The sequence below is a fragment of the Pseudonocardia aurantiaca genome (assembly GCF_039526725.1).
Classification (GTDB): Bacteria; Actinomycetota; Actinomycetes; order Mycobacteriales; family Pseudonocardiaceae; genus Pseudonocardia; species Pseudonocardia aurantiaca.
Genome location: NZ_BAAAJG010000002.1, coordinates 247,899 through 267,903 on the forward strand (window position 1 = coordinate 247,899; position 20,005 = coordinate 267,903).

Below are 20,005 nucleotides of genomic sequence, written 5' to 3' on the forward strand. Positions count from 1 at the left end.
CCTTCCGGGTGGCGCGGGTCAGGAGAGGTGCTCGACGACCCAGTCGATGCTGGCCGTGAGCGCCGAGACGTCGGCCGGCTCGACGGCCGGGAACATCCCGATCCGCAGCTGGTTGCGGCCGAGCTTGCGGTAGGGCTCTGTGTCCACGATGCCGTTGGCGCGCAGCACCTTCGCCACGGTGGCGGCGTCGACGCTGTCGTCGAAGTCGATCGTGCCGACCACCTGCGAGCGGTGGGACGGGTCCTTGACGTACGGAGTGGCGAACGCGGACTTCTCGGCCCAGTTGTAGAGCCGGCCCGAGGAGTCGGCGGTGCGCGCGACGCACGCGTCGAGGCCACCGAGCCCGAGCATCCAGTCGATCTGCTCCGCCATCAGGAACAGCGTGGCGATCGCGGGCGTGTTGTAGGTCTGGTCCTTGACCGAGTTGTCGACGGCGGTCGCGAGCGACAGGAACGGCGGGATCCACCGGTCAGCGGCCGCAAGCTCCGCGACGCGCTCGAGAGCGGCCGGGCTCATCAGCGAGATCCACAGCCCGCCGTCGGACGCGAAGCCCTTCTGCGGCGCGAAGTAGTAGGCGTCGGCCAAGCTGACGTCGACCGGGAGACCGGCCGCCGCCGAGGTGGCGTCGATCAGCACGAGCTGGCCGTCGATCGCGGCCTCGGGCCGGACGACGGGGACCGCCACGCCGGTCGAGGTCTCGTTGTGGGCCCAGGCCAGTACGTCACAGGAGGGGTCGGCGGTGGGCTCGGGCGCGCTGCCCGGGTCGGCCTTCACGATCACCGGGTCGGCGAGGAAGGGGGCGCCGCGGGTGGAGTCGGCGAACTTCGAGGAGAACTCCCCGTATGCGAGGTGCAATGCGCGCTCCCGGACGAGCCCGAACGCCGCCGCGTCCCAGAAAGCGGTGGTGCCGCCGTTGCCGAGCACCACCTCGTAGCCCTCGGGCAGCGAGAACAGGTCGGCGAGCCCCGACCGGACGCGTCCGACGAGGGACTTCACCGGCTTCTGCCGGTGGGAGGTGCCCATGACCGACGCTCCGGCTCCCACGAGCGCGGACAACTGCTCCGGGCGGACCTTGGACGGGCCGCAGCCGAAGTGTCCGTCAGCGGGCTTGAGGTCGGCGGGGATCTGCAGGTCGGTGGGCGTAGAAGCGGTCACGGCCTCCAGTCTTGCATTCGGCAGCGGGCCACTGATGGGTGTGGGTCCTCATCGTGCGCCGCCTCACGCTCGTCAGTGGAGCAGGCCCCGATTGCGCGCCACCGTCACCGCAGCGGTGCGGTCGGAGACGTCGAGCTTGGTGAACGCGCGCAGGAGGTGCGTCTTGACCGTCGCCTCCGCGATGTGCAGCTCCCGCCCGATCTCGGAGAGTGCGCGCACGAGAGCCCAGGAGTCGCTGCGTGCCTGCGGATCGAAGCCGGTGGTCGGCTCGTCGAGGACTCAGAACGGTGGTTCGTCGTCGGCTGGATCGTCCGCCGGGTCGGGGTGTTCGGGGGTGGGCTGGTCGGGTGGTGGTCGGGCCGCCCAGGTCTGGGGGAAGGGGTCGTCGTCGTCGCGGTAGTCGTGGGGGGTGCTGCGGTAGCGGTGCCCGGTCGGGGTGATCCACTCGATGACGCCGTCGGGGAGGGCGTGGACCTGCCAGCCCGGGCTGTGTTTCAGGTGGTGGTCGTGGCTGCACCCGGTGGCCAGGTTCGCCTCGCTGGTCGGCCCCAGCGGGAAGGGGATGAGGTGGTCGAGTTCGCTGTCGGTCGCGCGGCGGCGGCAGATGGGCTGGCGGCAGTGGACATCACGGGCGCGGACGTGGTCGGCCAGCCCGGCGGGGGGCCGGTAGGTAGCGCGCCCGTAATCGAGCAGGGTCCCGGAGCGGGGGTCGTAGACCAGCCGGTGCAGGGTGGCGTCGGTGGCGATCTCCCGGGCGTGCCCGGCGGTGATCGGGCCGTGCCCGACCAGTTCGCAGGGCTGCTGATCCGCGCCGAGCAGGGTGGTGAACGGCATCACCACCTGGACCAGGGGTTTGCCCGGGCTGACCGGCCGCGGCCCGGTTTCGGTGCCGCCGGGGTCGGTGGTGGGGGTGAGCCGGCCGGTCAGCAGCGCGGCGAGCAGGTCGGCGCGGCGGGCGTCCATGGAACGCGGGTCCTGCGTGCCGCAGCCCCGCGCCAGCCGCGTCAGCCACTGAAAGGCGGCGACCGCGTCGGTGGCCGGGAGCAGCGCCCACAACGAGGCCATCCCGTCCGGTTCCGGGTTGACCGCGACCCGGCGGTCCCGGCGGGCGGCCGTGTGCCGCTGCTCGGCGCCTTCGGGGTCGGCCGCGATCACCGCCCGCGCCAGCGCGGCCCGCAACTGACCGAGGGTTTGTTCGGGGGCGCGGGGCAGCACCCGCTCCTGCACCGCCCGCGCCGTGTCGAGGGATAGGTGGCGGGTGGCATCGCAGATCGCGGTCACCCGGCGTTCGTCCAACCGCCCGGCCTCCCACAGGCCCAGGGTTTCCGGGAGCCGCTCGACCAGTTCCCGCGACTGTGCGATCCGGGCGGTCGCCGACCAGCGGGACAGCCGTAGGGCCAGCCCGACCTCGTCCGGGGCGTACGGGCTGGCCGCGCAGGTGCGGTCGGTGCCGGCCATGTCCTTGGCGTCCGGCGGGCGGCGCCGCGCGAACTCGGCCACGACCCGGGCCTGCCGGGCCTGCGCCCACGCGGCTTGCCGCCCGAACCCGACCATCGCATCGATCAACTGCGCATCCGACAGGCACGCCGGGTCGCCGGTGTCCACGTCCAGTTCGAGCGCGGCGATCCCGGACGGGGCGGTGTCGGCCCAGGTCCGGTCCGGCGGCGGCTCCGGCCAGGTGAGCAGGTCGAGATCCGCGAGCTCATCCCGGAGGGGAGGCGCCACAGTCTCGAACATGTGTTCGATTCTAGTCGAGATGTCGATCTCCCGCAAGGCGGGGCGGCACCCTCGCGCCATCCACGGTCGGCTGCCACCAGCCCATCAACAACGTGCCTGGTCAGTACTAGGGCGTGTCCGGTGGATCTTGTTCGATGAGAGCCGTGATGCAGGTGGTTCCTGGCGGCGCCGCCGGATCGCCCTCATACCGGGCGTATCCGGGCGATCCGGCGGTGTCGACAGGGGCCGCCTGGGCGCGGCTATCGCGGACGAAGATCCGCCGGACACGCCCTAGGCGCCGCGGTAGATCCGGCGGTAGGCCAGCGGCGCCACGCCGATCACGGCGTGCAGGTGCTGGCGCAGCGATGCCGTGGTACCGAAGCCCGCCTCCGCCGCCACCCGCTCCACCGGCAGATCGGTGGTTTCGAGCAGCCGCCTCGCCACGGCCACCCGCTGCGAGGCGAGCCAGCGGGCCGGGCTCAGGCCGGTCTCGGCGCGGAATCGGCGGGTGAACGTGCGCACGCTCATCGCGGCGTGCGTGGCCAGATCGTCGAGGGTGAGCGGCTCGGCGATCCGCTCGAGCGCCCATGCCCTGGTGGGGGCCGTGCCGCTGCCCTCTGCGTCGGGCGTCGACTCTATGAACTGCGACTGCCCGCCCTCCCGCCACGGCGCCACGACGGTGCGCCTGGCCACCCGGTTGGCCACGGACGAGCCGTGGTCGCGGCGCACTATGTGGAGGCACAGGTCGATCCCCGCGGCATTGCCCGCTGAGGTGAGGACGTCGCCGTCGTCGACGTAAAGCACGTCGGCATCGAGCTTGACGTCGGGGAAGAGGGTGCGGAACGCCTCGGCGTGCATCCAGTGTGTGGTGGCCGGGCGACCCTGCAGCAGGCCTGCTGCGGCCAGCACGAACGCGCCGGTGCAGATCGAGACCATTCGCGCGGACAGCCCGTCGAGCGCAGCGGCGAGGTCAGGTGAAAGCACCCCTTCCTCCCTCGGCGGCCCGCCCAGGATGCCCGGGATGATCACCGTGTCGGCCGTGCGCAGGATCGACGCGTCGTGCTCCGGGAGCACCTGGTAACCCGCCGAGGTGCGCACAGGGCCGCCGTCCACCGTGGCGACCCGCACGCGGTAGAGCGCCCGCCCGTCGTCGTCCACGGCGGTTCCCATCAGCTTGTGCGGCAGTCCCAGCTCGAACGCCACAACGGTCGGAAGGGCGAGGACTGCCACCTCGTGTCGTGTGCGCATGGCCGAATCTTTTCATGTATTGACCATCGGGCCACTGTCGTTCGGTGCCACGCGCGAGGATTGTGTACGCGTGACCGAACTCAGCGCCGCGCGCGCGTCCCGCATCCACCCGGCGTGGTGGGTCGCGGCCGTCACGTTCCTCGCGCTCGTCGGCGCTGCTGGGTTCCGCGCCGTACCGGGCGTGCTGATGACCCCGTTGCACGACGAATTCGGCTGGTCGATCTCCACGATCTCCGCGGCCGCCGCCGTCAACATGGCGCTCTACGGCCTCACGGCGCCGTTCGCGGCGGCGCTCATGGAGCGCTTCGGCATCCGCCGGGTCGTGACGGCCGCGCTGCTGGTGGTGGCAGCGGGCAGCGGCCTCACCGTGTTCATGACGGCGAGCTGGCAGCTCATCCTGTGCTGGGGCGTGCTCGTCGGGCTGGGCACGGGAGCGATGGCGTTGGCGCTCGTCGCCACGGTGACGGGGCGATGGTTCGTGGCCCGGCGCGGCCTCGTCTCGGGCGTGCTGACCGCAGGCGGTGCGGCGGGCGGGCTGGTGTTCCTCCCGCTCGTGTCGCAGGTGGCCGACCGCTTCGGCTGGCGGCCCGCGTCCCTCGCCGTCGCCGCGGCGGCGCTCGCCGTGGCTCCGCTCGTGATGTGGCTCCTGCGCGACCGCCCGCGAGACCTCGGTGTGGCGCCCTACGGTGGGGTCCCCGCCGACGACGTGGAGCCCGTGCGCAGTGGCGCCGCGCGGATGGCGTTGCGCGCGCTCGCGACGGCCGCCCGCACGCGGGGATTCTGGTACCTGGCCGCGGGCATGATGATCTGCGGCGCGACCACGATGGGGTTGATCCAGCCGCATTTCATCCCAGCCGCCCACGACCACGGCATGCCGCAGACGATGGCGGCCGGTCTGCTCGCGCTCGTCGGGATCTTCGACATCGCCGGCACCATCGCGTCCGGCTGGCTCACCGACCGCATCGACCCGCGCTACCTGCTGCTCGTCTACTACGTGCTGCGTGGGCTCTCGCTGCTCGCGCTCCCGGTGCTGTTCGGGCCGGACATCGAGGCGAACATGGTCGCGTTCATCGTCTTCTACGGCCTGGACTGGGTGGCGACGATCCCGCCGACGATGGCGCTGTGCAGGGAGCTGTTCGGCGCGGCGGCACCCGTCGTCTTCGGGTGGGTGTTCGCCTCCCACCAGGTCGGTGCGGCGTTCATGGCGCTCGCCGCCGGCATCGTCCGCGACCAGTTGGGCGCCTACGACGTGGCGTGGTACGTCGGCGGCGTGCTGGCCGTGATCGCCGGGTTCCTGTCACTCCTCGTGCGCAAGCGCACCGCGAAGGTGCCGGCCCCGGCCTGAACGGCCCGGGACCGGCACCGCCGGGCGTCAGCCGTGCTCGATCTCGTCCCAGCCCTCGACCTCCCGCGGCGTGCGCGGGCCGGGCCCGATGTACTGCGCGGACGGGCGCACGAGCTTGCCCTCGCGCTTCTGCTCAATGATGTGTGCCGACCAGCCCGCCGTGCGTGCGCTGGTGAACATCGCCGGCATCATGTGCGGCGGGACCTCGGCGAAGTCGAGGATCACCGCCGCCCAGAACTCGACGTTCGTCTCGATCGCGTGATCGGGACGGCGGGAGCGCAGCTCGTTGAGCGCGGCCTGCTCGAGCGCGACGGCGGCCTCGTAGCGCGGGGCCTTCAGCTCCCGGCAGGTGCGGCGCAGCACGCGGGCCCGCGGGTCCTCCGCGCGGTACACGCGGTGCCCGAATCCCATCAGCCGGTCCCTGCGGTCGAGGATGCCCTTGACCAGGCTCGTCGGGTCCTCGGTGCGCTCGACCTCCTCCAGCATGGGCAGTACCCGCGCGGGCGCCCCGCCGTGGAGGGGGCCGGACATCGCGCCGATCGCCCCCGACATCGAGGCCGCGACGTCAGCGCCCGTCGAGGCGATGACGCGCGCGGTGAACGTCGAGGCGTTCATGCCGTGCTCGGCGGCCGACACCCAGTAGGCGTCGACGGCCTTGATGTGCGCCGGGTCCGGTTCGCCGCGCCAGCGGGTCATGAACCGCTCGGTGATCGTGGTGCACTCGTCGATCCGGGTCTGCGGCACGGCGGAAACGCCGATGCCACGCGCGGACTGCGCCACGTACGACAGCGCCATCACGGAAGCGCGGGCCAGCTGCTCGCGGGCCTCGTCGTCGGAGATGTCGAGCAGCGGCCGGTAGCCCCAGTACGGGGCCAGCATGGCGAGCGCGGCCTGCACGTCGACCCGGACGTCACCGGTGTGCACCGGGATCGGGAACGGCTCCGCCGGCGGCAGCCCCGGCCCGAACCGGCCGTCGACGAGCAGCGCCCAGACGTTGCCGAAGGTGACCTTGCCAACGAGGTCCTCGATATCGACACCGCGGTATCGCAGTGCCCCGCCGTCCTTGTCCGGCTCGGCGATCTGGGTCCGAAATGCCACGTGGCCCTCGAGGCCCGATTTGAAGCCTGGTGGGGGTGGGGGAACCTGGGCGGGCTGGCCGGCAGATCCCGGGGCGGTCGGCGCAGTGGTCACCGCGTCCTCCTCATCGTGGTCCCGAACTCGGGCGAGCGGCCGCAGGCCCGGTTGCGCCGTTGGCCGGGTCTTCGCGCGCCGTCCGGAGAGCCTCCAGACGGAGCACCGACCACGCCACCGATGGTGGTACGTGGTTGCCGTCACCCTGCCTTCGCTGCCACGTGGTGGCAACGGGTGAGCAGGTGGCATCGGTCACCGAGACTGTTACAAGTGGTCCAGACCACATAGCGTGGTGGACCGGCTACGGAAAGAGGCGCTGATGGTGGAATCGCTGGAGGAGATGCGGGTGGACTACCGGTCCGCCGCACTCGACATCGGCGACCTTGCCGGCGACTGGCACGTGCAACTGAACGACTGGCTCGCCGAGGCCGTTGCCGCCGGCGTTGCCGAGCCCAACGCCATGGTCCTGGCCACGGCCGATGAGGACGGCCGCCCGACCTCTCGCACCGTGCTCTGCAAGGGGATCGACGCCCGCGGCGTCGTCTTCTACACGAACTACACCTCGGCCAAGAGCCGCGAGCTGCGTGCCAGCCGATACGCGTCGGCGACGTTCCCGTGGTATTTGCAGCAGCGCCAGGTGCACGTGCGAGGCACCGTCGAGACGGTCTCCGCGGCGGAGACGCGCGCGTACTGGGCCACCCGCCCGCGCGGGTCGCAGCTCGGCGCGTGGGCGTCGGCGCAGTCGGCGCCGGTGCGCGATCGCCGGGTGCTCGACGACGCCCTGGACGGCGTGACGCGTCGGTTCGCCGACCAGCCCGAGGTACCGCCGCCGCCCCACTGGGGTGGGTGGCGGATCGTGCCGGAGCAGGTGGAGTTCTGGCAGGGCCGCACGAACCGCATGCACGACCGCCTCCGTTACGAGCTCGACTCCCATGACCGCAGCTGGAAGATTCAGCGCCTCGCACCCTGATGCGGCCGCCCGGTTCTTGTCGCAAGCGAACAAGGTGGTAGGTCTGGTGCCGTGACGACGTCCGGTCCGGAGGAGCCCACTCGCCCCAACCGGGCGGATCAGGAGGGCCGGACCGAGCGCATCATGGCCGGACCGGACGCTCCGACACGCGCCACGGAGAGCGAGTCCCCCACGCGCCGGCTCGGCAGGGCCCTGCGCGGGGCGCTCACCGACACCCGCCCGCTGCGGACGCCCGCCTACCGGCGGCTGTGGGCGGCGGGCATCGTGACGGTCGTCGGCGCGCAGCTCTCGGTCGTCGCCGTCCCGGCCCAGATCTACGAACTGACGGGCTCGTCCACCTACGTCGGGCTGACTGGCCTCTTCGGGCTCGTGCCGCTCGTCGTGTTCGGGCTGTGGGGTGGCGCGATCGCCGACGCGATTGACCGCCGGACGTTGCTGCTGTTCAGCGGTGCGGGCATCGCGCTCTCGTCGCTCGCACTGTGGGTCACGTCCGCGGGCGGGGTGGGCAGCGTGTGGCTCGTGCTGACGCTCTTCGCCCTGCAGTCGGCGTTCCTGGCGGTCAACCAGCCCGCCCGCAGCGCCGTGATCCCACGGTTGCTGCCGCCCGACCAACTACCCGCGGCCAACGCACTCAGCATGACCGTCTTCCAGGTGGGCGCGATCGCCGGCCCGCTCCTGGCCGGCGTGCTGATCCCGGTCGTCGGCCTGTCGACGCTCTACCTGCTCGATGCCATCGCGCTGCTCGCGACGCTGTGGGCGACGTGGAAGCTGCCGCCCGTCCCGCCCGCGGTGACGACGGAGCGCAGGCGGGCCGGGCTGCGGGAGGTCGCCGCCGGGTTCCGCTACGCCGCGCTGCACAAGGTGCTGCTGGTGTCGTTCCTGATCGACATCGTGGCGATGGCCCTCGGCATGCCGCGGGTCGTGTTCCCTCAGATCGCACACACCCTCTACGGCGACCCGATCGAGGGCGGCTTCGCGCTCGGCCTGATGTTCGCAGCCATCCCCGTCGGGATGGTGGTGGCCGGGCTGTTCTCCGGCTGGCTGCACCGCGTGCACCGGCAGGGGGTCGCCGTGACGATCGCGATCTGCACGTGGGGTCTCGGCGTCGCGCTGTTCGGGCTCACCGGGTCGCTGTGGCTCGCCGTGCTGTTCCTCGCGCTCGCTGGCGGGGCCGACGCCGTGAGCTCGATCTTCCGGAACTCGATGTTGCAGTCCGTCGCCACGGACGAGATGCGCGGCCGGATGCAGGGTGTGTTCATCGTGGTGGTCGCGGGCGGTCCGCGGATCGCCGACATCTGGCACGGGCCCGCCGCCGACCTGATCGGGCCGGGCGCCGCCGCGTCGGTCGGCGGGTTCCTGGTGATCGCAGGCGCGATCGCCGTCGTCGCCAGGTTCCCTGAGTTCTGGCGCTACCGCGCGCCGCGGGAGTGGGCCTGAGCTGCGCAGTCCGTGACACGAAAGTCACGATCGTGGGAAGACGCCTCGCCACCGGGTGACGAACGGGGGCAAAACCGTCACCATTCCGTCATGGCGGACGTGAGCACAGTCACTGCGCAGCCCGAGCTGAAACGGGCGATCGGCCCGAAGCTCCTTCTGTTCTTCGTCATCGGCGACATCCTCGGCACCGGCATCTACGCGCTCACCGGCTCCGTGGCGGGAGTCATCGGTGGAGCGCTGTGGCTGCCCTTCCTGCTCGCCTTCATCGTCGCGTTCATCACCGCGTTCAGCTATCTCGAGCTGGTCGGCAAGTATCCGCGGGCCGCCGGTGCGGCGCTGTACACGCACAAGGCGTTCGGGATCAACTTCCTGACGTTCATGGTCACGTTCACCGTGATGGCATCCGGCGTCACGTCCGCGGCCACCGCGGCGCGGGCGTTCGGGGAGACCTACCTCCGGCAGTTCATCGAGCTGCCCACCTGGGCCGTCGCAGGTGTGTTCATCCTCGGCCTCGCCCTGATCAACTTCCGCGGCGTCGGTGAGTCGGTCAAGGCGAACGTGGTGCTGACCTGCATCGAGCTGTCCGGTCTGCTGCTGATCATCGGCGTCGGCGTGTACGCCGTCGCGCAGGGGCAGGGTGAGCCGTCCCGACTGGTGGAGATCAACACGGGCGACACGACGGCGCTGCTCGCGATCACCGCTGCCACCTCGCTGGCGTTCTTCGCGATGGTCGGGTTCGAGGACTCGGTCAATATGGCCGAGGAGTGCCACAACCCGCCGCGGATCTTCCCGCGCGCGATGCTCCTCGGCATGGGGGTCGCGGCCGCGATCTACGTGGTCGTCGCCGTGCTGTCGTCGATGCTGGTGCCCACCGAGGTTCTGGCCGGCTCGGGCAGCAGCGCGCTGTTCCGCGTGCTGGAGGCCGGGGCCCCCGGGTTCCCGCTGGCGGTGTTCGCCGCGATCGGTCTCTTCGCGGTGGTGAACTCGGCTCTGATCAACATGTTGATGGCCAGCCGGCTGCTCTATGGCATGTCGAACGAGCGGATCATCCCGCGGATCTTCGGGCGGGTGCACCCGGCCAGGCGGACGCCGTGGGTTGCGATCGTCTTCACCACGATCGTCGCGATCATCCTGGTCGCCACGGCGGACATCACGCTGCTCGGTGGCACGACGGCGCTGCTGCTCCTCGCCGTGTTCACGATCGTCAACATCGCGGTTCTGGTGCTGCGCCGGGACCATGTGGAGCACGAGCACTTCCGCGCCCCGAACTGGACGCCCTACGTCGGCGTGCTGCTCTGCGGCTTCCTCGCCACGCCGCTGTCGGGGCGCCCGCTGCAGCAGTTCGTGGTGGCGGGGATCCTGCTGGTCGTCGGTGCGGCGCTGTGGGTGATCAACTACTTCGTCGTCGGCCGGGTGGACGTGGATCCGGAGAAGCTCGCCAAGAACTGACGAACCTCGCCCGAGGCGGGCCGGCAGCGGACCTCGTTGCCGGCCCGTTCGCGTCCGTGAACGGATTCCGCTGGAACGCGCACGCTTCGGCCTGGCACCCCGTGACGAACGCGTCACGCTCGAACAGGCACAAGACCGACCAGGAGCACTAGCGTTGCCGGCAACATAAAAGCAACGTTCGAGTGCGAGGGAACCTCCACATGGCCGACGAGACCAGCACCGCCGTCCTGCACCACCCGGGCGGGGACTACGAGATGGATATTCACGCCGCCACCGAGGGCGCGTCCGCGTTCGACATCTCCAAGCTGCTGTCCGGTACGGGGATGACCACGCTCGACGCCGGCTACGGCAACACCGCAGCCTGCAGTTCGGCCATCACCTACATCGACGGCGACGCCGGAATCCTGCGTTACCGGGGCTACCCGATCGACCAGCTCGCCGAGGGCTCCAGCTTCCTCGAGACCAGCTACCTGCTGATCTACGGGGAGCTCCCCAGCAATTCCGAGCTGGACGCGTTCACCACCAAGATCAGCCGCCACACCCTCCTGCACGAGGACCTCAAACGGTTCTTCGACGGGTTCCCGCGCGACGCCCACCCGATGCCGGTGCTGTCCAGCGCCGTCAGCGCGCTGTCCACCTTCTACCAGGACAGCCTCGACCCGTTCGACCAGGACGCGGTCGAGCTGTCGACGGTGCGCCTGCTCGCCAAGGTCCCGACGATCGCGGCGTATGCCTACAAGAAGTCCATAGGCCAGCCGTTCCTCTACCCGGACAACTCGCTCGGGCTGGTCGAGAACTTCCTGCGCCTGACGTTCGGGTTCCCGGCTGAGCCGTACGAGCTCGACCCCGAGGTCGTACGGGCGCTCGACACCCTGCTGATCCTGCACGCCGACCACGAGCAGAACTGCTCGACGTCCACCGTGCGCATGGTCGGCTCGTCGCAGGCCAACCTCTTCGCGAGCATCTCCGCCGGCATCAACGCCCTGTTCGGCCCGCTGCACGGCGGCGCCAACCAGGCGGTACTGGAGATGCTGCAGCGCATCCGCGATGTCGAGGAGGGCAACGTCGACGCCTTCGTCGAGCGGGTCAAGAACCGCGAGAAGGGCGCGCGCCTGATGGGCTTCGGGCACCGCGTCTACAAGAACTACGACCCGCGCGCCCGGATCGTGAAGCAGAGCGCCGACGAGATCCTCAAGCGGCTCGGTGTGAACGACCAGTTGCTCGATATCGCCAAGGCACTGGAGGAGCGTGCGCTCGCCGACGACTACTTCGTCATCGCCAAGGCACTGGAGGAGCGTGCGCTCGCCGACGACTACTTCGTCGAGCGCAAGCTCTACCCGAACGTCGACTTCTACACCGGCGTCATCTACCGGGCGATGGGCTTCCCGACGAAGATGTTCACCGTCCTGTTCGCACTCGGCCGGCTCCCCGGCTGGATCGCGCACTGGCGGGAGATGATCAACGACCCCACCACGAAGATCGGGCGTCCGCGCCAGCTCTACGTCGGCGCCACGGAACGCCCGTACGTGCCGATGAGCGAGCGCTGATCATCTCCATCTCACCTGGGTGACCGGCAGGCGGTCGGCGCGCGCGGCTAGCCGCCTGCCGTTAGCTTCGGGACATGGGCACCGCTGTCGTCTGGCTCCGCCGGGACCTGCGGGTGCGCGACCAGCCCACGTTTCTCGCCGCGGCCGACGCCGCCGACCGGTCGCTGGCGCTGTTCGTGCTCGACCCCGCCCTCCTCGGGCCGTCCGGGGCGCCCAGGCGGACCTACCTCTACCGCAGTATCCGAGCCCTGGACGCCGCTCTGGGCGGGCGGCTGCTCGTCGTCCGCGGTGACCCCGCCAAGCTCGTCCCGCGGGTCGCGGCGGCCGTCGAGGCCACCACCGTGCACGTCGCCGCCGACTTCGGCCCGTACGGCACCCGGCGGGACGAGGCCGTCGGGAAGGGGCTAGCCGACGCCGGTCGCGAGCTGGTGCGCAGCGGTTCGCCCTACGCCGTGGCCCCGGGCCGGGTCCGGAAGTCCGGCGGCGAGCCGTACCGGGTGTTCACCCCGTTCCGGCGGGCGTGGGCGGAGCACGGCTGGCGGCACCCCGCGCAGACCGATGCCGGGACGGTGACATGGCTGGCCGCGCCGGGCGACGTGCCGGGCGACGTGCCGGCCGTCGCGATCCCGGACGACGAGGACGTCGGCGCCACGCTGCCCGAGGCGGGCGAGGACGCCGCGCGCGCCCGATGGCAGGAGTTCCTCGACGGGCCGGTGAGCCGGTACGGCATCGACCGGAACCGGCCGGACCTCCCGGGGACGTCTCGGATGTCGGTGCACCTCAAGTACGGCGAGATCCACCCGCGCACGCTGCTCGCCGACCTCGCGGCGCTGCGCTCGGAGTCCGCCGAGGCCTTCCGCTCGCAGATCGCCTGGCGGGAGTTCTACGCGGACGTGCTGTTCCAGCGTCCCGACTCCGCCCGGCGGAACTACGACCGGGCGTTCGACGCGATGCCGCTGGCGTCGGGGAAGCGCGCGCAGGGGCGGTTCGACGCCTGGTGCGCGGGCCGCACGGGCTTCCCGATCGTCGACGCGGGGATGCGCCAGCTGAGCGAGCAGGCGTGGATCCACAACAGGGTGCGGATGATCGTCGCGAGCTTCCTCGTAAAGGACCTGCACCTGCCGTGGTGGCTGGGTGCGCGGCACTTCATGCGGCTGCTCGTCGACGGCGACCTCGCGTCCAACCAGCACGGCTGGCAGTGGACGGCCGGCACCGGCACCGACGCCGCCCCGTTCTTCCGCGTGTTCAACCCGGTTGTCCAGGGGGAGAAGTTCGACCCCGACGGCGATTACGTGCGCCGGTTCGTCCCGGAGCTGCGCGGGGTGGCCGGCAAGGCGGTGCACCAGCCGTGGGCGCTGCCCGATGGGGTCCCGGACGGATACCCGGCGCCGATCGTCGACCACCAGGCCGAGCGGCAGGAAGCGCTGGCCCGCTACGAGCGGGTGAAGGCCGCGCGCGGCTGAGAACTCACAGGGTCGCCGATTGCTCCGTGTGGGGGTCCGTCCTACCCTTCGTAAGCAGCTGACGGAGAGGTGAGCTCATGGTCAGGGACGTCGACCGACGTGGCGGACTGCGCTGGGTGTTGCTGTTCGTGCTGGTCGCGGGCGTTGCCTGGGTTGCGTGGTCCCGCCGGTCCACCGCGGAGGTCGCCCTCGGCAACATCGGCGCGGTAGGTGCCCCCACACTCCCCCCGACGCCGAGGCGGGTGTCCGAACGGCCGGTCGCTGCCACGGTGGACCCCGAACCCGGCCCTGACCGTGACCCCGGGCCCGAGCCGCCCGGCGCCGCGGCCCCGCTCCCGGACGGCTCGGCACCCGGCCCCGACTACACGATCAAGGGCAACGCGGGCTCGATGCTCTTCCACCTGCCCAGCAGCCCCTACTACGAGCGCACCAAACCCGCGCTCTGGTTCCGCACGGCCGAGGACGCACGAGCGGCCGGGTTCACGGAGTGGAAGCCGAAGCGCCGCGCCACCAACTGACTCTCAGCGGCGGTCATCGCGTCTTCAGCGCCTCGCGCAGGCTCACCCGCGCGCCCGTTCGTAGCACGGAGTTCTGGTAGATGCGGCCCGCGATCCGCACCACCACGACGATCGCGAGCAACGCGAGCCCGGCCGCCACCAGCACCTCCCACAGCGAGGCGACGCCGAGCGCGTAGCGGGCCGGCATCACGGTCTGGGAGAAGAACGGGATGAACGACAGCACGGTGGCCACGCCGTTGCGGGGGTCGCTGGGCAGCAGGTTCAGCGTGAGTACGAACGGGATCAGCAGCAGGAAGATCATCGGAGCGACAACCGACTGCAGCTCCTCCTGACGAGAGACGGTCGATCCGACGGCCGCGTAGAGCGAGGCGTAGAGGAAGAAGCCGAGCAGATACCAGAGCACGACCATCACGAACATCCCCACGGCCGCGCCCGGCACCGTGAGCAGCCCGGCGGCCGACGCGCCGGCACCGCAGATCGCGCTGAGGATCACCAGCTGCAACAGCCCGACCGTGCCGAGGCCGAGGATCTTCCCCGCCAGCAGCTGCCACGGCCGGATCGTGGCCAGCAGGAGCTCGACGACACGGCTCTGCTTCTCCTCCACGACACCGGTCGCGACGAGGCTCCCGTAGCCGCTGAGCGAGAAGAACAGGAGGACCGTCCCGACGATGGCCACAGCGAGCCGCTGCCCGCTGTCGGGGTCACCCGGCTGCAGCGTCTCGACGACCACGTTCGAGCGGTCCGCGAGCCCACTGGGATCGACGCCTGCGGCGTTGAGCTCGGCCGTCAGCGTCTGCTGCTGCACGGCGGCGTCGACGATCGACCGCAAGTTGTCGCCGACCGAGTCGAGTCCGATGAGCTGGTAGGCGCCGGGAGCGCCGGTGAGGACGGCGTCGAGGTCACCGGACTCCACCTGGGCGCGGCCCGTCGCGTCGTCGACCTCGTGCAGGGTCAGCTGGGCGCCCTGCGACTGCGCGGCTTGCTGCAGCCCGGGCTCCAGGCCCGCGGCCCCGGCCGTGACGCCGAGGGTGTGGCTGGAGGACTGCCCGCTGATCCAGGCGCCGAGCAGGAACAGCCCGCCGAACAACACGAGCGTGATCACGAGGCCGATGACGAAGCTGCGCGAGCGCACCTGGGTGACGAACTCGCGGCGCGCCACCAGCACAACGGCCTGGCTCGTCGACAGTGGCGTGGTCACGCCGGTATCTCCTGCGGTTCCGGGCCGGCCTGGACGACGTCGCGGTACAGCTCCGTGAGCGGCGGCCGCCATCGCCGGAACTCGTGGACGGGCCCGGCGGCGAGTGCCGCACGCAGCACGTCCTGGTCGTCGACGTCGGGGGCGATGCGAAGCCGCGTGCGCCCGCCGTCGTCGACGGCGAGCACGTCCACACCGGTGAGGTCGGCGGCCCACCCCGGTCCCGGCCCGAAGACCTCGAGCACCGCGGCCGCTCCCGCCCGTTCCCGCAGCTCCTCGACGCTGCCGACGGCCACCATGCGGCCGGTCGCGATGATCCCGATCCGGTCGCACAGCCGCTCGACCAGTTCCAGCTGGTGGCTCGAGAAGATCACCGGGACGCCTGCGTCGGCCTTGTCCCGCAGCACGCCGCTCATCACCTCGACGGCGGTGGGGTCGAGCCCGGAGAACGGCTCGTCGAGCACGAGCACCTCGGGGTCGTGCACCAGCGCTGCGCACAGCTGCACCCGCTGCTGGTTGCCGAGGGAGAGCTTCTGCACCTCGTCGCCCGCGCGTCCGGCGATCCCGAGCCGGTCGGTCCAGCGCTGCACGGACGCGGCGGCCGCGGACTGGGTGAGCCCGTGCAGCCGGGCCAGGTAGCGCAGCTGCTCGCCGACCTTCATCTTGGGGTAGAGCCCGCGCTGTTCAGGCATGTAGCCGATCCGCCTGCGAAGGTCCGCGTCGACGGCGGTGCCCTTCCAGCGCACCTCACCGGCGTCGGCGGTGAGCACGCCGAGCACGATGCGCATGGTGGTGGTCTTCCCCGCGCCGTTGCTGCCGACGAAGCCGAACACCTCGCCGGGCCGGACGGTGAAGGTCACGTCGGCCAGCGCCTGCCGCGTTCCGAACCGCTTCGAGATCGCCGCGATGTCCAGCACGCCGCGACCTTACGTCGGGGCCGCACGGGTGATCGGTCAGCCCCGCCGGCCCGCCTCCACGCCGGGCATGGAGATCCCGTAGCCGCGGATCTTGCGGTAGATCGTGGCCCGGGACATCCCCAGGTGCCGGGCTGCCTCGGCCTTGTTGCCGTCGTTGTCGAGCAGCGCGTCGACGATCGCGTCGCACTCGATGGCCTCGAGCGGCGTGAGCACGCGGCGGGTGATCGCCCGGCACTCGGGCGGCAGGTCCTCCGCCGTCAGCACACCCGCGCGGCGACGGGCCACTGCCTTGCGGAGCACCTGGTAGAGCTGCTCGACGTTGCCGGGCCAGCGGTTGCGCATGAGCACGCGCATGGCGTCGGGCGAGCAGGTGAGGTCGCTGCCCCTCGTCAAGCGGGCGAGGAGCTGAGGGACGAGCTCGGCGAGGTCCTCGACGCGATGGCGCAGCGGCGGCACCTCGACCGTGCGCGGGAAGAACTCGAGCAGGTCCGGGACGTTGTCGCCCGCGGTCAGCCCGCCTGGCCCGACGGTGGCGACCACCCACATGCGCTCGTGGTCGGTGGACTCCCGGTGCGGTTCCAGCGCGTCGGCGAGCGCCTGCACGCCCTCGGGCGGGAGCCGGTCGACGTGGGTGAGCACGAGGGTGCCGCCGGCTCCGGTCTCCAGCTCCTCGATGATCTCGGCGACCCAGCGCGGGCTGTACTCGTCGGAGTCGAGCACCCGCAGATGTGCGGCGGGTGTGCGGCACTGGTGGGTGGCCCTCGCGAGGGTGGCCTTGCCGGTTCCGGCCTCGCCCTCCAGCACCAGCCACTCGCGGTTCTGGAAGTGCCGGTCGACGGCCTGTCGGCACTTGGTCCACAGCATCCCGGAGCCGACGGCGGCCGCCTGTGACGAGGTCGTGGGCGCGGCGTGCGTGCGCGGGCGCGGGATGTCCGGCGCCGCGAGGTGGACGTGGAGCACACCGCCTGTGGTTCCGCGGTCGGTCCAGCTCGGCTTGCACTGCACGCGCGCGACGGCGCCGCTCGGCAGGTCGATCATCATGAGTCGCTGCCCGGAGTTCATCGCCTCGGTTGCCCCGGCGATGAGCGCGACCTGGTCCATGGGGTCGATCAGCTCCCGAGCGCGGTCGTTCATCATCACGACGCCGGGACTGACGGCGAACACGGCGCCCCGGGCCCGCTGACAGGCGCTCAGGTAGTCGTGCAGGAGTGCGAGCTCACGCGGTCCGGACTGCTCGAGCAGCGCTCCCTCGATCTGGCGCGCGATGCGCGCGACGGCCACCGCCATGAAACGGCCTGCGTCGCGGCGCCAGCAGGTGAGGTCGACGACGCCGAGCAGTTTGCCGCTGGTCGGGTGCCAGATGGGGGCGCCTGCGCACGCCAGGTCGGCCAGCGGCTCGACGTAGTGCTCGTGCCCGAAGACCTGGGCCGGTCCGCGCCCCTCCAGCGCCGTGCCGATCCCGTTGGTTCCGATGAACCGCTCCGCGTAGGAGAATCCGGGGGCGAGCCAGACCTTGTCGAGGTGCTGGTTGAGCGCCGTGTCGCCGCTGCGCCGCTCCAGCACGACCCCGTCGGCGTCGGTGAGGATCACGCTCACCGGCTCGCCCGCGAACTGGTCGGCGACATCGGCCACGATCGGTGCGGCCGCCCTGACCAGCGGAGAGTCCGGTTCGAGGTCGAACTCGCCCGACAGCTCGACGTTGTCGGTGTCGATGTCCCACTCCCGGGAGCGGGTCCACGAGGCGAGGATCGTGTCGCGGACGGCACCGAACTCGATCTGGTCGTCCACGAGGAACGACGTGCGCGCACGCACCAAATGCTCGGCGGACGCGTCGGTCCGTCGTGGGGGAAAGCCTTGGTACGCGCGGCCCAAGCTCGTTTGCCCTTCCTCGGCGCAGTGGCGCTCACGCGGCGATGCGTGCTCCTGCGTCGAACGAACAGTACCGCGCTTCTCGCGAGGTCAGAGCCAGGCAATCGCTTACCGTCTCATATTGAGACCTCGCTCCGGCGAGCGGGGCGGTGTGATTCCCGGCACGAGAGGCGAACCGAGATCGGCTGGGCCGGCCGGACCCGGTTCCGCCTCTCGGGTCCACCTCCGCTGCCGGCGCCACCCGCGACCGACCGGCACCGCGGACGGGGGCAGACCAAGGGGAGCGGTGCGCGTTCCCGCCAGTCCGGGCGAGCCCGGTCCGGCGGACGCGAGGCGCGAGCCGGTCCGCGGCCAACCACCACGTGAGGAGTCGATGTGAGTCGGCAGAGTCTGGCGAAGGCTCATCAGAAGATCCAGGAACTGGCCTGGGAGCCGCAGTACCACGAGCCGTACATGAAGTACGGCACCGACTACACGTTCCGGAAGGCAGCCAAGAAGGACCCGCTCAAGCAGGTTCTGCGGTCCTACTTCCCGATGCAGGAGGAGAAGGACCACCGCGTCTACGGAGCGCAGGACGGGGCCATCCGCGGAAACATGTTCCGCCAGGTCCAGGAGCGCTGGCTGGAATGGCAGAAGCTGTTCCTGTCGATCATCCCGCTGCCGGAGATCTCGGCCGCGCGGTCGATGCCGATGTTGTTCCACGTGGTGCCGAACCCGGAGCTGCACAACGGCCAGGCGATCCAGATGATCGACGAGGTCCGGCACTCGACGATCCAGCAGAACCTCAAGCGCCTCTACATGAACAACTACATCGACCCGGCGGGCTTCAACAACAGCCTGCGGGGCTTCCACGGCGACTACTGCGGCACCATCGGCCGCCAGTTCGCCGAGGGGTTCATCACCGGTGACGCCATCACCGCGGCGAGCATCTACCTGACCATCGTCGCGGAGACGGCCTTCACGAACACGTTGTTCGTGGCCATGCCGGCCGAGGCGGCGGCCAACGGCGACTACCTGTTGCCGACGGTGTTCCACTCGGTGCAGTCCGACGAGTCGCGCCACATCTCCAACGGCTACGCCACCCTGCTGATGGCGCTTTCGGACGAGGACAACCGCCAGCTGCTCGAGCGCGACCTGCGCTACGCGTGGTGGAACAACCACCGCGTCGTGGACGCCGCGATCGGCACGTTCATCGAGTACGGCACGAAGGACCGCCGCAAGGACCGCGAGTCCTACGCGGAGATGTGGCGCCGCTGGATCTACGACGACTACTACCGGTCCTACCTGGTGCCGCTCGAGAAGTACGGCCTGGTGATCCCGCACGACCTCATCGAGGAGTCGTGGAAGCAGATCTGGGAGAAGGGCTACGTTCACGAGGTCGCGCAGTTCTTCGCCACCGGTTGGCTCGCCAACTACTGGCGGATCGACGCGATGACCGACGAGGACTTCGAGTGGTTCGAGTACAAGTACCCGGGCTGGTACGACAAGTACGGGAAGTGGTGGGAGAACTACGGCCGCCTCGCCACCCCCAACGGTCACAACCCGATCGTGTTCGAGGACGTGGACTACGTCTACCCGCAGCGGTGCTGGACCTGCATGGTGCCGTGCCTGGTGCGCGAGGACATGGTCACGGCCGAGGTGGACGGCGTGCACCGCACGTACTGCCACGAGGTCTGCCGGTGGACCGACGTCGAGGCGTTCCGGGGCACCTACCAGGGCCGCGAGACCCCGAACATGGGTCGACTGGTCGGCCACCGCGAGTGGGAGACGCTCTACCACGGGTGGAACTGGGCGGACGTGGTGTCCGACATGGGCTTCGTCCGCGACGACGGCAAGACCATGACGGCCCAGCCGCACCTGAACCTCGACCCGAGCAAGATGTGGACACTCGACCACCTGCGCAGGTGCCCGCCGCTGCAGAGCCCCAACGTCCTCTTCAACGAGATGAGCGACGCCGACCGCGCGGCATTCGTCGAGAACTACAACAAGCAGGGTCCCGCCGGGCGCCCCGCACCCGCTGACGCCTGAGCGCGGGTCAGGCGAGG

At 70.8% G+C, this 20,005-nt stretch carries 15 protein-coding genes and 1 pseudogene; 8 read left to right on the forward strand and 8 right to left on the reverse strand.

All coding sequences use genetic code 11. The features are described from left to right. Positions 1–18: 18 nt before the first annotated feature. From serC to ABD143_RS03150, 4 genes and pseudogenes are all read right to left on the reverse strand, one after another. A complete protein-coding gene (serC, locus tag ABD143_RS03135; RefSeq protein ID WP_343970882.1) occupies positions 19–1,155 on the reverse strand; it encodes a phosphoserine transaminase in 1,137 nt (378 codons plus the stop codon). A gap of 72 nt (positions 1,156–1,227) precedes the next feature. Then, positions 1,228–1,362, reverse strand: a pseudogene (locus ABD143_RS03140) (response regulator transcription factor); the annotation flags it as partial. Between the two features lie 72 nt (positions 1,363–1,434). After that, positions 1,435–2,892, reverse strand: a complete 1,458-nt coding sequence (locus ABD143_RS03145) for an HNH endonuclease signature motif containing protein (RefSeq protein ID WP_343970884.1) — start codon at positions 2,890–2,892, stop codon at positions 1,435–1,437. Positions 2,893–3,162: 270 nt separating this feature from the next. Next, entirely contained in the window at positions 3,163–4,119 is a 957-nt protein-coding gene (locus tag ABD143_RS03150) for a GlxA family transcriptional regulator (protein ID WP_343970887.1), read from the reverse strand. A 103-nt stretch (positions 4,120–4,222) separates the two neighbouring features. On the opposite strand from ABD143_RS03150, the gene ABD143_RS03155 reads away from it, so the two are divergent. Next, a complete protein-coding gene (locus ABD143_RS03155; RefSeq protein ID WP_343971631.1) occupies positions 4,223–5,464 on the forward strand; it encodes an MFS transporter in 1,242 nt (413 codons plus the stop codon). A gap of 27 nt (positions 5,465–5,491) precedes the next feature. Here the strand turns inward: ABD143_RS03155 and ABD143_RS03160 are convergent, their stop codons facing one another. Beyond that, the gene (locus ABD143_RS03160; RefSeq protein WP_343970890.1) at positions 5,492–6,655 is read right to left on the reverse strand and encodes a citrate synthase 2; all 1,164 of its coding nucleotides are present in this window, start codon (positions 6,653–6,655) and stop codon (positions 5,492–5,494) included. A gap of 259 nt (positions 6,656–6,914) precedes the next feature. Here ABD143_RS03160 and pdxH point away from each other — a divergent pair, with 259 nt between their 5' ends. From pdxH to ABD143_RS03190, 6 genes are all read left to right on the forward strand, one after another. Then, positions 6,915–7,565, forward strand: a complete 651-nt coding sequence (gene pdxH, locus ABD143_RS03165) for a pyridoxamine 5'-phosphate oxidase (RefSeq protein WP_343970893.1) — start codon at positions 6,915–6,917, stop codon at positions 7,563–7,565. Positions 7,566–7,688: 123 nt separating this feature from the next. Then, positions 7,689–9,002 (forward strand): MFS transporter, encoded by a 1,314-nt coding sequence (locus tag ABD143_RS03170; protein ID WP_379659803.1) that lies wholly within the window; start codon positions 7,689–7,691, stop codon positions 9,000–9,002. 90 nt (positions 9,003–9,092) lie between these two features. Then, positions 9,093–10,451 (forward strand): APC family permease, encoded by a 1,359-nt coding sequence (locus ABD143_RS03175; RefSeq protein WP_343970899.1) that lies wholly within the window; start codon positions 9,093–9,095, stop codon positions 10,449–10,451. A gap of 200 nt (positions 10,452–10,651) precedes the next feature. Then, positions 10,652–11,998 carry a citrate synthase gene (locus ABD143_RS03180; RefSeq protein ID WP_343970902.1) on the forward strand — a complete coding sequence of 449 codons (1,347 nt, stop codon included), beginning with the start codon at positions 10,652–10,654 and terminating at the stop codon, positions 11,996–11,998. 74 nt (positions 11,999–12,072) lie between these two features. Continuing rightward, positions 12,073–13,461: a cryptochrome/photolyase family protein gene (locus ABD143_RS03185; RefSeq protein WP_343970905.1), complete on the forward strand. Its 1,389-nt coding sequence runs from the start codon at positions 12,073–12,075 to the stop codon at positions 13,459–13,461. A 77-nt stretch (positions 13,462–13,538) separates the two neighbouring features. Beyond that, entirely contained in the window at positions 13,539–13,979 is a 441-nt protein-coding gene (locus tag ABD143_RS03190; RefSeq protein WP_343970909.1) for a sunset domain-containing protein, read from the forward strand. Between the two features lie 13 nt (positions 13,980–13,992). Here ABD143_RS03190 and ABD143_RS03195 read toward each other — a convergent pair whose 3' ends face one another. The 3 genes from ABD143_RS03195 to ABD143_RS03205 are packed head-to-tail and all read right to left on the reverse strand — an operon-like array spanning position 13,993 to position 17,903. Beyond that, positions 13,993–15,177, reverse strand: a complete 1,185-nt coding sequence (locus ABD143_RS03195) for an ABC transporter permease (protein WP_343970912.1) — start codon at positions 15,175–15,177, stop codon at positions 13,993–13,995. Beyond that, the gene (locus ABD143_RS03200; RefSeq protein ID WP_343970914.1) at positions 15,174–16,091 is read right to left on the reverse strand and encodes an ABC transporter ATP-binding protein; all 918 of its coding nucleotides are present in this window, start codon (positions 16,089–16,091) and stop codon (positions 15,174–15,176) included. The genes ABD143_RS03195 and ABD143_RS03200 overlap by 4 nt, the downstream gene beginning before the upstream one ends. Positions 16,092–16,127: 36 nt before the next feature. Then, positions 16,128–17,903 (reverse strand): sigma-54-dependent Fis family transcriptional regulator, encoded by a 1,776-nt coding sequence (locus ABD143_RS03205; RefSeq protein WP_343970917.1) that lies wholly within the window; start codon positions 17,901–17,903, stop codon positions 16,128–16,130. 447 nt (positions 17,904–18,350) lie between these two features. Here ABD143_RS03205 and ABD143_RS03210 point away from each other — a divergent pair, with 447 nt between their 5' ends. Then, positions 18,351–19,988, forward strand: coding sequence for a ferritin family protein (locus tag ABD143_RS03210; protein WP_343971634.1), 1,638 nt, complete (start codon positions 18,351–18,353; stop codon positions 19,986–19,988). Positions 19,989–20,005 lie beyond the last annotated feature (17 nt).